Raw genomic sequence first — 14,342 nt, 5'->3', positions numbered from 1 at the left:
TACCTATCAGGATATGACGATGCGACTCTTCTCCAAGGGCGCAGCGGCGCTGCTGCTTGCCACCACTGTCCTCTCCGCATGCCAGACGGTGTCGACCGCTGGGACGGCGCCCGCCGTCAAAGAGAACGCTCGGGCCGCCTTTACCATGTCGCCGCAGCAATCGGCCTTTGCCGAGGAACTGTCGCAGCGCACCTTCAAATATTTCTGGGACACCACCGATCCGGCGACCTGCCTCGCGCCTGATCGCTGGCCCTCCAAGCCCTTCGCAAGCATCGCCGCGGTGGGTTTTGCGATCACAGCCTATGGCGTTGGCGCCGAGCGCGGCTATGTGACGCGCGAGCAGGCTGCCGACCGCACGCTCGCCTGCCTGCGCTTCTTCCACGACCTTCCGCAGGGGCCCGAGGCCGCGGGTGTCGCGGGACACAAGGGCTTTTTCTATCACTTCCTCGATATGGAGAAGGGGCTTCGACACAAGACGACCGAGCTCTCCACCGTCGACACCACGCTGTTCCTTGGCGGTGCGCTGTTCGCGCAGTCCTATTTCGATCGCGACACCGCGACCGAGCGCCAGATCCGCGATCTTGCCGAGGCAATCTACGCCCGCGTCGACTGGACCTGGGCGCAGCGCAACAACACCGGGACCGAGGCGAAGAACCTCAAGGACTCGCACGCGATCACCATGGGCTGGCGCCCCGAGCGCGGCTGGGAGACTCACGACTGGGTCGGCTATAACGAGGGCATGCTCGTCTATATCCTGGCAGCAGGTTCGCCGACACATCCGATCGGCACCGATGCCTGGGAAAAGGGCTGGGCCGCCGATCTCGAAAAGGACTGGGGCACCTATTACGGGCAGGAGCACCTGACCTTCGAACCGATGTTCGGCCACCAATATTCGCATGTCTGGGTCGATTTCCGCGGCATCCAGGACGATTTCATGGCGAAGAAGGGCATCGATTATTTCGAGAACAGCCGCCGCGCCACGCTGTCGCAGCGCGCCTATGGCATCGACAATCCCGCCAAATGGGTCGGCTATAGCGGCGACATCTGGGGCTGGACCGCATCGGACGGACCCAAGGGCTCGAAGGACGTCCACAGCGTCAACGGCACCCCGCGCAGCTTCTTCACCTATGCCGCGCGTGGCGTGAGCCCGCATATCGTGCGCGACGACGGTACGGTCGTTCCCACCGCGCCCGGTGGCTCGGTGCCCTTCGCGCCTGAGGTCACGATCCCGGCGCTGATGGCGATGAAGCAGCAGTACGGTGATCGGCTCTATACCGAATATGGCTTCAAGGACGCGTTCAACCCCAGCTTCACCTTCACCGGCGATCCGGTGACGACGGGCAGTGTCGACGCGAAGCAGGGCTGGGTCGCGCGCGACTATATCGGCATTGATCAGGGGCCGATCCTCGCGATGATGGAGAATTATCGCAGCGACCTGATCTGGAAGACGATGCGAAAGAACCCGCATATCCGCAACGGGCTCGAGCGGCTTGGCTTCAAGGGCGGCTGGCTGGACAAGGGCCAATAGCGCCATGACCAACAGGCGATTTGGCGCGATTGCCGGCGCGATCCTGCTGGCGACCGCGCCATCCGTCTATGCGGCCGGGCAGGGTTGGACCCGCGCCTGGACGTCGAGCCTCTGGCAAGGGAACGAGCGTCAGGTCATCGAGGTCGACAACCAGACGCTCCGTTTCCAGATCCGCGTCAATGGCGGCGGTTCGGCCATTCGGCTGTGGCTCGGCAATGATTTCGGCCGGATGCCCGTCCGCATCGGCAGGGTCACCGCGAAATCGGCCAGCGGGCGCGTGGTGCCCGTCACCTTTTCGGGCCAGTCATCGACGCGGATCGCGATTGGTGCGCCGGTGGTCAGCGATCCGGTCACGCTGGCGGTAAAGCCCTTCGAGCTGGTCGAGATCGCGGTCCACCTCCCCGAACCGACCACGCTGGTCGGCGTCCATGTCGACCGCGCCAACATGCTCCATATCTCGGCGCGCGGCGACTTCACCTCGGGAGAGGGCTGGGCCGAGGCCGGGACCAACGAGTTGCGGCCGCTGGTTGCGGGTATCGATGTGCTCGGCACGCGGCAGAGGCCGGTGGTCGTCGCTTTCGGTGACTCGATCACCGATGCCACGAGCTGTTCGAACACGGCACCCGAACCCTGTCGCTGGAGCGAGGTGCTCGCGCGTCGCCTTGCAGCGGCGGGCAAGCCGCATGTCGTCGTCAATCAGGGCATCGGCGGCAACAAAATCATCACGCCGGTCGCGGGGCCCAACGCCCTTGCGCGTTTCGATCGCGACGTGCTGTCGATCCCCAATGTCAGCCATGTCGTATTGCTGGAAGGTATCAACGACATCGGCACCTCGGGCGATACGCGTATCACGGCCGAGGAACTGATCGAAGGCTATCGCCAGCTTGTGCTGCGCGCGCATGCGCACGGCATCAAGGTGATTGGCATGACCGTGATGCCCTTTGAGGGCGCTGGCTATTACCGCCCCGGGCGCGACGCGATGCGCGAGAAGCTCAATGCCTGGATCCGTACGCCGGGCATGGTCGATGCGGTGGTCGATATGGAAAAGGTGATGGCTGACCCTGCCAATCCGCGTCGCCTCCGCGCCGATCTGCAGGTGGGCGACAATCTCCACCCCAATGACAAGGGTCAGCGAGCGATGGGTGAAGCGATCCCGCTGTCGCTGTTCCGCTAGGGCAACGCTTGCAAGCATTGAGGGCGCCGCTCCTGTCGATGGGAGCGGCGCCCTTATGTTATCTGGCGACTTCGGCCGGACGGATCGTGATCGCCGACAGCACAGCATCGCCGCGCTGCGGAACGAAGCGCAGGTCGAGCCGACCGCCCTTCACAACCACATCGAAGCTCTGCGCGCTCGCCCTGAGCGCACCGCCTGCGGCCTTTACCGGGTCGAAAGCCCGGAGCACCGTCCTGCCATTGGCGGTGACGTCGAAAACGCGGGCCGTCGTGGGCTTCTCCTGCGGCTCCATCATCAGCAGCGTGACGTTCCAGCGGCCGTCGGGGAGCGGGATGGAGTAGCCGAAGCGGCCTTCGCGATAGCCCGACAACAGCCGGGCGTCGGCACCCGTCACCTTTTCGGTCTGTGCCTTGCCGAGCCGGCGCGGCGTGCCGCCGTCGAACCAGTTGTCCGATCCGGTGCGACGACCATCGGGCGTGACGAAACCGGCAAGATCGCCGACGTTGATTTCGACGCCTCCCGCGGCATCGGGCGCGTTCCAGTCGACGGCGTCGGCCACCGCCTTTCCATCGAAATCGGCCGTAGCGGTCAGCCGGTTCGCACCCGTATCAAGCGCGACGTCCTTCATCACGCAGACACGCTCAGGACAGGGCACCGCGCCCAGATCGCGCCCGTTGAGCGCTACGCGGACCTGCGCCGCGTTGCTGTAGATGCGCAGATCGGTGACGGGGTAGGCGCGGTCGACATAGCGGCGGCCGGTGATGTGGACGACAGGCTCGGTGGACCACTGCGCCTTGTAATAATAGAAGGCGTCCTTCTTCACGGTGCGGTCGAAGGAGACGAGCCCCTTGTCGTTGATGTCGGTGGCGTCGCCCTCCTGCCGGATGTTCGACGAGAAATCGAACATGTTCCAGATCCAGTTGGCCCAGAGATAGCGGCGCTGCGCGAGCTGCGGCCAGCTCTGCTCGTGCCACCAGCTCTGGAACTCCTCGGGATGCGGACGGCCCGAGGTATTGATCGGTCCCCCTTGCGGATTGTCGCTGTGCTGCGACAGCGCCCCGCCCGCGCCATATTCGCTGACCGAAAGCGGGATCGAGGGATGCTTGGCGTGGAGCGCGTCCATGTGTGGACCGAAATCGCGCGGCTGGCCATAATACCAGCCGAAATAGCGGTTATAGCCCATCAGGTCGGCGCTGCCCGAGAGTACCGGCAGATAGTCCGGCTTGTCCGCGGGCGTATCCTCGCAGCAATCCGCGATCACCGTGGGACGATCGGGATCCTCCGCCTTCGACAGCGCATGGAGCTCCTTCAGCAGCGGCCGCGCATCGGCCTTGGGGCCAAGGCGGCCAAAGGCCATGTCGATATCGACCTCGTTGCCGATCCCCCAGGTCACCACCGAGGGATGGTTGTAGTTCTGCCGGATCAGTTCCCTGAGCTGCTCGCGCGCATTGGCAACCAGCTCGGGTGCGGCTGGCGCATCGGTGAAGCCGACCTTGTTGACGAAGGGCAACTCGGCCCAGACGATCATCCCCGCCCTGTCGGCAAGCTCGAACCATTCGGGCGCATGCTGGTAGTGCGCGAAGCGGACGGTGTTCGCGCCCATCTCGGCGATCAGCGCCATGTCGCGCTCATGATCCTCGCGGGTCAGTGCCCAGCCCTTGTTCAGCCAGTCCTGATGCCGCGACACGCCATGGAGCGGCAGGTGCTTGCTATTGAGGAAGAAGCCCTGTTCGGGATCGATGCGGAAGCTGCGGATGCCGAGCGGCTGGGTGACGCGATCGAGCACGCGCGCGCCGTCGCGCAGCTCGGCGGTGACAGAATAGAGATACGGGTCGGCGCGGCCGTTCCACAGCCGCGGGTTCGCGACGCGAAGCGCCTGGTCGAATTCCTGGGCGGCATTGCCCGCCAGCCGGACGACACGCCTGTCTTCGGCCACGACTGCCCCGCCGGCATCGCGGATCTGCGTGGCGAGTGTGAGGCGTCGTGTCTTATCACGCGCATTGCGCAGGCGCGCGCGCACCTCGATCGCGGCATTGTCCCCGGTGATGCTCGCGGTGCGTGCGTAAAGCCCGGGCCCGCCATGGTCGAGCAGGTCGAAATGCTCCGGCGCGACGCTGATCAGCGAAACGCCGCGATAGATCCCCCCATGGATGAAGAAATCGCCGAGCAGCGGGATGACATGCTCGGTGCTGCTCCCCGGCGCGGGCTTGCTGTTGTCGGCCCTGATCGCGATCATATTGGCCGCGCCCGGCCTGAGCGCGTCGGTCACATCGAGCCGGAAGCGCGAGAAGGCGCCGGCATGCCGCCCGACATGAACACCGTTCACCCAGATGTCGGCGACATTGCCGACGCCGTCGAACTGGAGGAACCGGCGCTTGCCGCGCGCCAGCCCAGCGCCGTCGAGCGTCAGCCGATACCAGCCCACCCCCTGCGTGTTGCGCGTCCCCGACGATCGCTCGGTGCGGTATTCGCCAAGGCTGTTCCAGTTGTGCGGCAGGGCGACCGCGTCCCAGCCGCGATCATCAAAGGTTGCCGCCTGCGCATCCGGCACGTCGCCGAGATGGAAACGCCAGCCTTGTGCGAGCGAGGCAGATGTGCGCCCGGCCCGCTCAGCCTGCTGAGGTTGTTCGGCCCGTGCGGGGGGTACGGCGAACGCGAGCGGGAGGGCGGCTCCGCACAGGAGCACGAGCAATGGTCTTGCGATCATTGCGGCTATCCTGCCAGCACCGCGCCGTTGGAGGCGATCACGTCGGCGTAGAGCACCGCGCTCTTCTTGGGAGTACGTTCAAGCGTCTCGAAATTGACGTGGATGATGCCGAAGCGCTTGGCATAGCCGAGCGACCATTCGAGATTGTCGAAGAGCGACCAGAGCATATAGCCGCGCAGGTCGACGCCTTTGGCAATCGCATCGCTCAGCGCCGCGATATGCTTCTTCAGATAGGCGATGCGCTGGGGATCCTCCACCTCGCCATTCTCGGCCACGGGCGAGTCATAAAAGGCGGCGCCGTTCTCGGTCACGTAAAGCGGGATGTCGCCATAACGCTGCCTGAACCAGACAAGCGTGTCGGTGAGCCCCTGCGGGAACACTTCCCAGCCGGTCTCGGTATAGGTCGCCTGCGTCTGTTTCACCGGCCCGGCCCTCAGCGGCCAGCTCTCATCGGCGGTGACGACGTTGCGCGTGTAATAGTTGATCCCGACGAAATCGAGCTTCTGGCGGATCAGCGCCATGTCCTCTTCGGGCCATTGCGGCCACGCCTCGCCAAAGACGTCCTTCAATTCCGCCGGGTAGGAGCCGTGTATCGCTGGGTCGAGATACTGCCGGTTCATATAGGCGTCGGCGCGCGCGGTCGCCGCCTTGTCCGCCGCGCTTTCGGTGGCGGGATATTTGGGCTCGATATTGACGACGAGGCCGATTTCGTGCGCGCCGATCTCGCGATAGGCCTTCACCGCCGCACCATGCGCGCGCATCATGTTGTGGCTTGCGATAGGCGCCTCGAACATGTTGCGATGGCCGGGGGCGAGCACGCCGTGGAGATAGCCGCCGTCGCTCACCACCCAGGGTTCGTTGAGCGTCACCCATTTCTTGACGCGCCCGTCGAGCCGCTCGAACATCACGCGCGCATAGTCGGCGAACCATTCCGCACTGTCGCGGTTCAGCCAGCCGCCGCGATCGTCGAGCGCGGCGGGCATGTCCCAGTGGAACAGCGTCAGCATCGGCTCGATCCCGTTGTCGAGCAGCGTGTCGACCAACCGCTCGTAAAAGCCCAGACCCGCCTCGTTGACGCGGCCCGTGCCTTCGGGAAGCACACGTCCCCAGCCGACGCTGAAGCGATAGGCCTGAAGCCCCAGCTGCTTCATCAGCCCAACGTCGGATTCCATGCGGTTATAATGATCGCACGCGATGTCACCGGTGTCGCCCTTCGCCGCCATCAAGCGGGGATCGTGGCAGAAACGCTGCCAGATGCTCGGTCCCGCCCCGTCGGCGAGCGGCGAGCCCTCGATCTGATAGGCTGCGGTCGCACAGCCCCAGAGAAAGTCGTCGGGAAACGCGATGCTACGGCTCATTTTTTGTCCTGTTTTTCTGAGGGTGGTGTGGATCGGCTGTGCTGGAGGAACCACGCATAGAGCGCGGGGTCGGCATAGGTTGCCGTCCAGGCATCATGGCCGGTGTCGGGGTAGATGGAGGGGCGCGGCTTGCCGCCACACGAACGGAGCGCCTCGACGATCGCGAAGCTGCCAAAAGGGGTGACGATGTCGTCGCGATCGCCGTGAAAGGCCCAGACGGGCGTTGCCTTCAGCTTGCATGCGGTCGAAGGATCGCCGCGCCCGCTGACCGGCGCGACCGCGGCGAAGCGCCCGGGCTCGGCCGCCGCCCAGCGCCAGCTCGCATGGCCGCCCCTACTGAGCCCTGTCAGGTAGATCCGCGTGCGATCGACACGCAGCGTCCGCGTCACGTGATCGAGGATCGCGTCGAGCTTGCTGATGTCCCAATCCTCTTCGGCGGGAAGCAGCGGCGAGACGGTGATGAAGGGAAAATCGGGGCGCGACTCCACAACCTTTGGCGGGCCATGGACCTTGACCTTCCCGATATCGTCGCCGCGCTCACCCGAACCGTGGAGGAAGATGATGAGCGGCCAGCTCTTGTCGCGATCGGCCTGATAACCCTGGGGCACGAAGAGCTGGAAGCGATAGCCGCCATTCGCAACGGCTTTCTGCGGATACTGGCCTTCGCGCGGCTGCGCCATCGCGAGGCTGCCCGAAACGAGCAGGAGGAAGAAGGCGATCAACCTCATCCCTTGACGCTCCCCGCGAGGAGGCCGCGGACATAATAGCGCTGAAGCAGAAGGAAGATCACAAGCACGGGCAGCGTCGTCACGACCGATCCCGCCATCATCAGCTCATTGTCCTGGACATGCTCGCGCGACAGCGCGGCGAGCGCGACGGGCAGCGTGTAGAGATTCTGGTCCGAAAGGACGATCAGCGGCCACATGAAGTCGTTCCAGCTCCCGAGGAAGACGAAAAGGGCGAGGGTGACGAGGATGGGCTGCAGCGTCGGCAGCACGATCCGCGTAAAGATCTGCGTTTCGCTCGCGCCGTCGACGCGCGCGGCCTCGATCATCTCGTCGGGCACCGACAGGCAGAACTGGCGCACGAGGAAGATGCCGAAGATACCCGCAAGCCAGGGAATGAGCGCGCCCGCATAGCTGTTGACGATCCCGATCGCCTTGAGTTCGAGGAACAGTGGCAACATGCCGATCTGGCCGGGGATGACGAGCGCGCCGACGAGCAGCTGGAACATGCGGTCGCGCCCCTTGAAGCGCAGCTTGGCGAAGGCGTAGCCCGCAGGCACGCTAAAGAGCAGCGCGAGCAGGGTCGCGGTACTCGCGAGAAAGGCGCTGTTGGCCAGATAGCGCCCGACGCCATAAGTCTGGAACAGGGTGCGATAATTCTCGATCGTGGGATCGGCGGGAATGATGGGGGGCGGGAAGGCTGCCGCCTCGCCGGGCGACATGAACGAGACCGCGACCATCCACAGCAGCGGCGTCAGCGTCATGAGCGCGAACAGCGCCACCCCGGCGTTGAGCAGCAGCGAACCGATCCTGATCCTGGCGCGCGCGCTTTTCATGCCCGGTCGACCCTTCGTGCGATCCAGAGCTGGAGGAGCGTCACTGCGAAGATGCAGATGAAGAGGATGAACGCCACGGCTGCGCCCGAGCCGAGGTTCCACCATTTGAAGCCCTCCTCGAACATGAAATAGAGCACGGTCACCGTGCTCTGCGCGGGGCCGCCCTGCGTCATCACATAGGGTTCGGCGAAGAGCTGGAAGAAACTTGCCACCGAAAGGATGCTGACGAGGAGCATGGTCGGCGCGATTGCGGGAAGCGTGACGTGACGGAAGCGCATCCATGCGCCCGCGCCATCGATCCGCGCGGCTTCGTGGAGTTCCTGCGGCACCATCTGCAGCGCTGCGAGAAAGATGACCATGCTGTAACCGAAGGTCTTCCACGCGACGAAGATGAGGATCGCGGGCAAGGACGCCTGCGGATCGCCCAGCCAGTCGACGGGCGGGATGCCCAATGCGCCGAGTGCGTAATTGACGAGGCCATAACGCGTGTGGAGCAGATAGCGCCACACCACGGCCGTCGCGACGAGCGTCGTCACATAGGGCGCGAACAGTGCGACGCGCCAGACGGGCTTCCACCGGAGCGTCCTTGCGTCGAGCAGGATCGCCGCAGCCAGCGACAGCCCGACGGTCAGCGGCACGCCGAAGATGACGAACCAGGCGGTGTTGCCCATGGCGCGCCAGAAGAGCGGGTTGCTGATCAGCCGCGCGTAATTGTCGAAGCCGATGAAGCGCAGGTTCGAAAGATCCGCGAGCGCGTAGATGTCGAAATCGGTGAAACTGAGAAACAGCGATGCGATCGCGGGCAACGCAAAAAACAGGCCGATCGCCGTCAGCGCGGGCGCGGTGAAGCCCCATCCGGCACGGTTCTGCGCGCTCACAGCGCACGCCCCTTGTCCGTCAACCAGCGGCGCTTTTCGAGCAGCCGGTCGGCGCGCGCGTCGATTTCTGCGGCGGCTTCGTCCACCGAAAAGTCGCCACGCACCATGCGTTCGGCCACGACCTGCATCTCGGTGACGATGCGCTCCCATTCGGGCACTTTGGGCACTGCGCGCGCGCGTTCGAGCTGGGCACCAAAGGGTGCGGTCAGCGGATCGCGCGTCAGACCCGCCAGCGCCCAGGCGCTGCGCCGTGCGGGCAGGTCGCCCGTGAGCCGGTTGAATTCGGCCTGTACCGTCGGCTGCGACAGGTGCCGCACAAGCCGCCACGCGGCGTCGGGCTCGCGCGCATGCGCGAACACGACAAGGCTCGACCCGCCCGGCGCCGACGCGCCCGGCCCATGCGGCCCCGGCATGGCTGCGGTGGCCCATCGGGTACGGAAGGAGGCGGGCAGCCGCGTCTTGAGGTCTCCGATCGTCCAGGGCCCTGAGATGTAGACGCTGAAAAGGCCGCGTGCGAACTCGTTCCAGACATTCGCGATCTGCGTGGACGAGACGACAGGGGCCAGGCCTTCGTCGAACAGCGATTTGTAGAAACCCAGCGCGGCCTTGAAGCCGGGGCTGGAGAAATTGCCGCGGGTGCCCTTGTCGCGCAACAGCGGTTCGTCCTGTTGCAATCCAAGGGTGAGCAGCTGCTCGAACTCGTTGAGCGGCAGCAGGATCGCGAAATTGCCTTCGCCCGCAGCGCGTTTCACGTCTCGCAGTGCGGCTTTCCACGCCGCCCAGTCGGTGGGAGGGGACTCGTATCCGGCGCGCTGGAACAGGTCTGTGCGATAATATTGCAGCCGTGTGTCGACATACCAGGGCACGGCATAGGGCGTGCCGCCAATGCGATTGGTGTCGAGCACCGCATCGAAATTGTCGGCGAACAGCGCCTGCTCGTTTGCGGGCAATGGCGCCAGCGCACCGATCGCGACGAGTTCGGCAAGCCAGGTGTTGCCAATCTGCGCAACATCGGGAAGCGAATTGCCCGCAAAGCCGGTAAGCAGCTTCTCATGCGCCGCGCTCCACGGCAGCGGCTGGATATCGACACGAAGGCCGGGATTGGCGCGCTCGAAACCCGGCATCAGCATGGGCGCGCTCGCGGCCTCGTTGCTCATCGCCCAGAAGCGGATCGTGCCGTTCGGCGCGCGCCCCGCGCAGGCGCCCAGCATCAATGGTCCGGCCAGAACCGCGCCAAGCGCCTCGCGCCGGCGCATCAATGCGCCATCGCTGTTCACGCGCCCGGATCGGCGCTCGTCACGCCGGGGCCGCCATGGTGGATTGGCGCACCACCAGTTCCGGCATCAGCGTCAGCGGCGGTCGCGCCGCGCCGTGCGGATTGGCGAGGATCTCGGCGAGCGTCTCAAACGCCTGTGTTCCGAGTTCGGCGATGCGCACGCGCATCGTGGTGAGCGAGGGCGTGACGTAGCGCGCGATCGGGATGTCGTCGAAGCCGGAGACGGCAATCCGCGCAGGGACCGCGACGCCCGCTTCCTCGAGCGCGGACATGCAGCCGACCGCCATCACATCGTTCGCCGCGAACACCGCGTCCACGGCCTGGGGATCCGCGGCGATGCTGCGGCCTGCCTCGCGTCCCGCGTCCTCGCTGAAATCGCCGGGGAAGACGAGCGGGTTGGCATCGCCCAGCAGTTCAGTCATCGCGTGGCGGAAGCCGCGCAGGCGTTCTTCCGCGTCGGAGTTGCCAATGGGGCCAGCGATGTGCGCGATCCGACGATAGCCGCGATCAACGAGATGGCCGACCATGGCCTGCGCCGCGGCGTAATTGTCAATCGACAGCGAGCCATGCCCGATCCCGTCTATATGGCCGTTCAACATCACTGTCGGCAGCCCGCCAGGCAGGTTGGCGGCGAGAAAATCGCAATCGACATTGGGTGACATCACCAGCAGTCCGTCGACGCGGCCGCGCATCGCACGGATCGCGCTCGCAGTCTCTTCGGGACTGCCGTGCATATTGGCGAGCAGAAGCTGCAGACCGCGCTGGTGCGCAGCCCGGTCGATGCCACGGATGATCTCGGAGAAGAATTCGCCGAAGAGGTCGGGCAGGACGACGCCGATCGTGCCGGTGTGGCGCATCGTCAGGCTGCGCGCGCCGCTGTGCGGGACGTAGGAGAGTCGGGCCGCAGCCTCGATCACGCGCTTGCGCGTCTTGTCGGTCACATTGCTGTGGCCGTTGAGCGCGCGCGACGCCGACGCGACCGATACGGCCGCCTCGCGAGCCACATCCCTGATCGTCGGCGTTGCCATCTGACCCCCTTCAGTTGAATTTCGGCGCACGATGGCTCTGGCGCCGCGCCAAAAGGTGGAACTGACGCTGTTCGCGCCGGTCCGTCCAATCAAAAACTGTAACCGGTTACATCGACCATTGCCAAGTCCCTTTACGCGCCTTGCCGAAACGACGACGCGCGGCGATCCCGTTCATGCCGCGTGCCGTTGCGCCAATGGCTGCAGTCGCCGGAACGCGCTACCCAGCGCGTCGAACAGATGCAGCTCCGCCGGCGGCAGGGTTACCTGTACCTCCGCATCGACAGCGGGCGCCGCACCGCTGGCGATTTGCCAGTTGATCGGATCGTCGAGCGCCGGGTGGTCGAGATGGGCATAAGTCGAGCTGCCGAGCGCCTCGACGAAGCGAACCCGGGCGGTCAGCGAATTTTCGGCGCCACCGCTACGGATATGTTCGGGCCGGACGCCAAGCGTGACCGCGTCGCCCGCGCTTGCGGCGCTGCCATCGACTGCCGCGCGCAACCGGTCGCCCGAACGCAGTTCGATCATCACCCCGTGCGGCCCTGCCTCGATGACTTGTCCGGGGAGGAAATTCATCCGCGGCGAGCCGATGAATCCGGCGACGAACAGATTGACCGGGTTTTCGTAAAGCGCCAGCGGGCGTCCCGTCTGCTCTATCCTGCCGCCCGAAAGCACGACGATCCGGTCCGCCAGCGTCATGGCCTCGGCCTGGTCGTGCGTGACGTAGATCATGGTCGTAGCGAGCTGGCGGTGGAGCGCCGCGAATTCGTAGCGCATCTTCATGCGGAGCGCGGCGTCGAGATTGGACAGCGGCTCGTCGAACAGGAAAACCCGCGGCTTGCGCACGATCGCGCGGCCGATCGCAACGCGCTGCCGCTGGCCTCCGGACAGCGCGGCGGGCTTGCGGTCGAGCAAATGATCGATGCCGAGCGTTTTCGCGGCGGCGCGCACAGCCTTGTCGATCTCAGCCTTCGGCGCCTTGGCGAGCTTCAGCGAAAAGGCAAGATTGTCGTATATCGTCATGTGCGGATAGAGCGCATAGGACTGAAAGACCATTGCGATGCCGCGCTCGGCGGCCGGCAGATCTGTCACGAGGCGCCCGCCAATGCTGAGCTCGCCATGGTCTAGATCCTCAAGACCCGCGATCACGCGCAGCAATGTCGATTTGCCGCAACCCGACGGCCCAACGAACACGACGAATTCGCCGTCAGCGATTTCCAGATCGATTCCTTCCAGAACCGTGACTGCGCCGAAGGACTTGCGCGCACCGGCCAGTGTCACATCGGCCATGATATCCTCTCATCCACTTTTCTGGTTTGTTCGCAGAGTTGTACGCCGCTCGTCCGACAGCACGGCTGCGTCGGCCCACCCTTCTTTTATGCTAGCGCCGATATGCGCTTGCGCAACCCGCCGTGGACCTCGGTGCGACAGAATCCGAACGATCTTCCGGTACAATGTTGCCGCTATGAAAGCACGGTGATTTCGGTCTATCCATGGGCCGGATGAAGATGCCACCGCCTCTCGACTGGCCGAATGCGGGGATCGGCCCCGATGCCGACGTGCCGGCCGAACTCCGCGTCACGCGCGACAACTGGCGAACCTATCCCTTTTCGCGCTGGGCGTTTCAGCATGCACGCGAACTGGTGCCCTCACGCATGATCCGGCGAAGCAGCGCACCGCGCGTGCTGAAGGAAAGCTGGCGTGACCTTTCGGAACTCCGCTTTCCCGATGGCGAGGGGCGCATGGTGCGCTGGGCCGAGTTTCTCGAGCGCACCTATACAGACGCATTCCTCGTGCTACACCGCGGCGCGCTGGTCTATGAACATTATGCCAACGGCATGACCGCCGAGACGCCGCACCTGCTCTTTTCGATCACCAAATCCTTCTTCGGACTGCTCGCCGAGATCATGATCGTACATGGCGAGCTCGATCCGGAAAGCACCGTCGAGCAGCACGTGCCCGAACTCGGCGCGAGCGCCTTTGCCGGTTGCACGGTAAGGCAGATCCTCGACATGACCGATGGTGTCGCCTTCGACGAGAATTATGCAGATCTGGACGCCGAGGTGCACCGTTACTCGGCTGCGTACTGGACTCCGCAGGCAGGGTTCGGCGGCGTGTTCGAGGCGTTGAAGGCGTTGAAGACGCGTAACGCCCAGCCGGGCACGCTGTTCAGCTATCGCACGCCTGTCGCCGACGTGCTCGGCTGGATCCTGCTGCGTGCGACGGGGCAGTCGCTCACCAAATTGTTGGGGGACCGGATCTGGCGACCGGCGGGCTGTGCCGACAATGCCCAGATTCTTCTCGACACCGCAGGGCATGAAATCGCGGGCGCGGGGCTCAACGCCACGGCGCGCGACCTGGCGCGCGTCGCGCTGATGCTGCTCGATGGCGGCTGGGTCGATGGCAGGCTCGCGATCCCGCCCGCTGCGCTCGACAATATAGCGGTCGGCGGCGACCGCGCGCTATTCGAACAAGCGGGCTTTCCTACGCGCCCCGGCGGATCGTACCGCAGCCAGTGGTGGGTCAATCACGAGGGTTATGGCAGCCTGTCTGCGCTCGGGGTGTTTGGCCAGCGCCTGTATCTGGAACCGGGCAGCGGGCTGGCGGTGATCCGCACGGGATCGCATCCCGTGGCGAGCAACAGCTTTACCGACGTGATCCACGCCAACGCCTTCGACGCGATCCGCGAGGCGCTGGCATAGCCGGCCGTGCGCCCGGAACTTGCAATCCAAGGTTCAGCAAGTGCCTGCTAGCGACGGTCGATCCCTTGTGTCGTTGAGGAGCGCCGCGTGAGATCAGGGACAATTGCGTTGATGGGCGGCATTGCCATACTGG

At 65.1% G+C, this 14,342-nt stretch carries 11 protein-coding genes; 3 read left to right on the top strand and 8 right to left on the bottom strand.

Annotated features, from left to right (window positions below):
• The first annotated feature begins 19 nt into the window (after nt 1-19).
• Both MKI88_RS03285 and MKI88_RS03280 read left to right on the top strand, forming a co-directional pair.
• Nucleotides 20-1,528, top strand: a complete 1,509-nt coding sequence (locus tag MKI88_RS03285; RefSeq protein ID WP_241629529.1) for a glucoamylase family protein — start codon at nt 20-22, stop codon at nt 1,526-1,528.
• A 4-nt stretch (nt 1,529-1,532) separates the two neighbouring features.
• Nucleotides 1,533-2,702, top strand: coding sequence for an SGNH/GDSL hydrolase family protein (locus tag MKI88_RS03280; RefSeq protein ID WP_241629528.1), 1,170 nt, complete (start codon nt 1,533-1,535; stop codon nt 2,700-2,702).
• Nucleotides 2,703-2,760: 58 nt separating this feature from the next.
• On the opposite strand, the gene MKI88_RS03275 is transcribed toward MKI88_RS03280, so the two are convergent.
• The 8 genes from MKI88_RS03275 to MKI88_RS03240 all read right to left on the bottom strand — a co-directional run bounded on the left by MKI88_RS03275 (nt 2,761) and on the right by MKI88_RS03240 (nt 12,797).
• A complete protein-coding gene (locus MKI88_RS03275) occupies nt 2,761-5,409 on the bottom strand; it encodes a glycoside hydrolase family 2 TIM barrel-domain containing protein (protein WP_241629527.1) in 2,649 nt (882 codons plus the stop codon).
• Nucleotides 5,410-5,414: 5 nt separating this feature from the next.
• A complete protein-coding gene (locus tag MKI88_RS03270) occupies nt 5,415-6,767 on the bottom strand; it encodes a GH1 family beta-glucosidase (RefSeq protein WP_241629526.1) in 1,353 nt (450 codons plus the stop codon).
• Nucleotides 6,764-7,495 (bottom strand): alpha/beta hydrolase-fold protein, encoded by a 732-nt coding sequence (locus tag MKI88_RS03265; RefSeq protein WP_241629525.1) that lies wholly within the window; start codon nt 7,493-7,495, stop codon nt 6,764-6,766. Before MKI88_RS03265 ends, MKI88_RS03270 begins: the two co-directional genes overlap by 4 nt.
• Nucleotides 7,492-8,328 (bottom strand): carbohydrate ABC transporter permease, encoded by an 837-nt coding sequence (locus tag MKI88_RS03260; protein ID WP_241629524.1) that lies wholly within the window; start codon nt 8,326-8,328, stop codon nt 7,492-7,494. Before MKI88_RS03260 ends, MKI88_RS03265 begins: the two co-directional genes overlap by 4 nt.
• Nucleotides 8,325-9,206, bottom strand: coding sequence for a carbohydrate ABC transporter permease (locus MKI88_RS03255; RefSeq protein ID WP_241629523.1), 882 nt, complete (start codon nt 9,204-9,206; stop codon nt 8,325-8,327). Before MKI88_RS03255 ends, MKI88_RS03260 begins: the two co-directional genes overlap by 4 nt.
• Nucleotides 9,203-10,462 carry a sugar ABC transporter substrate-binding protein gene (locus MKI88_RS03250; RefSeq protein WP_241629522.1) on the bottom strand — a complete coding sequence of 420 codons (1,260 nt, stop codon included), beginning with the start codon at nt 10,460-10,462 and terminating at the stop codon, nt 9,203-9,205. Before MKI88_RS03250 ends, MKI88_RS03255 begins: the two co-directional genes overlap by 4 nt.
• 40 nt (nt 10,463-10,502) lie before the next feature.
• Complete coding sequence (locus MKI88_RS03245) at nt 10,503-11,510, bottom strand: LacI family DNA-binding transcriptional regulator (protein WP_241629521.1); 1,008 nt, start codon at nt 11,508-11,510, stop codon at nt 10,503-10,505.
• A 171-nt stretch (nt 11,511-11,681) separates the two neighbouring features.
• On the bottom strand, nt 11,682-12,797 hold the full coding sequence (locus MKI88_RS03240) for an ABC transporter ATP-binding protein (RefSeq protein ID WP_241629520.1): 1,116 nt from the start codon (nt 12,795-12,797) through the stop codon (nt 11,682-11,684).
• A gap of 212 nt (nt 12,798-13,009) precedes the next feature.
• Between MKI88_RS03240 and MKI88_RS03235 the strand changes: the two genes are divergently transcribed.
• Entirely contained in the window at nt 13,010-14,209 is a 1,200-nt protein-coding gene (locus tag MKI88_RS03235; protein WP_241629519.1) for a serine hydrolase, read from the top strand.
• Nucleotides 14,210-14,342: the final 133 nt, after the last annotated feature.

Source organism: Sphingomonas sp. LaA6.9 (assembly GCF_022601895.1).
In the GTDB taxonomy this organism is placed as follows: domain Bacteria; phylum Pseudomonadota; class Alphaproteobacteria; order Sphingomonadales; family Sphingomonadaceae; genus Sphingobium_A.
This window is presented reverse-complemented; position numbering and strand designations above follow the sequence as displayed.

Coding starts and splice junctions, on each gene's coding strand:
- MKI88_RS03285 (WP_241629529.1), top strand. CDS start 20: ATGCGACTCTTCTCCAAGGGCGCAGCGGCGCTGCTGCTTGCCACCACT.
- MKI88_RS03280 (WP_241629528.1), top strand. CDS start 1,533: ATGACCAACAGGCGATTTGGCGCGATTGCCGGCGCGATCCTGCTGGCG.
- MKI88_RS03275 (WP_241629527.1), bottom strand. CDS start 5,409: ATGATCGCAAGACCATTGCTCGTGCTCCTGTGCGGAGCCGCCCTCCCG.
- MKI88_RS03270 (WP_241629526.1), bottom strand. CDS start 6,767: ATGAGCCGTAGCATCGCGTTTCCCGACGACTTTCTCTGGGGCTGTGCG.
- MKI88_RS03265 (WP_241629525.1), bottom strand. CDS start 7,495: ATGAGGTTGATCGCCTTCTTCCTCCTGCTCGTTTCGGGCAGCCTCGCG.
- MKI88_RS03260 (WP_241629524.1), bottom strand. CDS start 8,328: ATGAAAAGCGCGCGCGCCAGGATCAGGATCGGTTCGCTGCTGCTCAAC.
- MKI88_RS03250 (WP_241629522.1), bottom strand. CDS start 10,462: ATGCGCCGGCGCGAGGCGCTTGGCGCGGTTCTGGCCGGACCATTGATG.
- MKI88_RS03245 (WP_241629521.1), bottom strand. CDS start 11,510: ATGGCAACGCCGACGATCAGGGATGTGGCTCGCGAGGCGGCCGTATCG.
- MKI88_RS03240 (WP_241629520.1), bottom strand. CDS start 12,797: ATGGCCGATGTGACACTGGCCGGTGCGCGCAAGTCCTTCGGCGCAGTC.
- MKI88_RS03235 (WP_241629519.1), top strand. CDS start 13,010: ATGAAGATGCCACCGCCTCTCGACTGGCCGAATGCGGGGATCGGCCCC.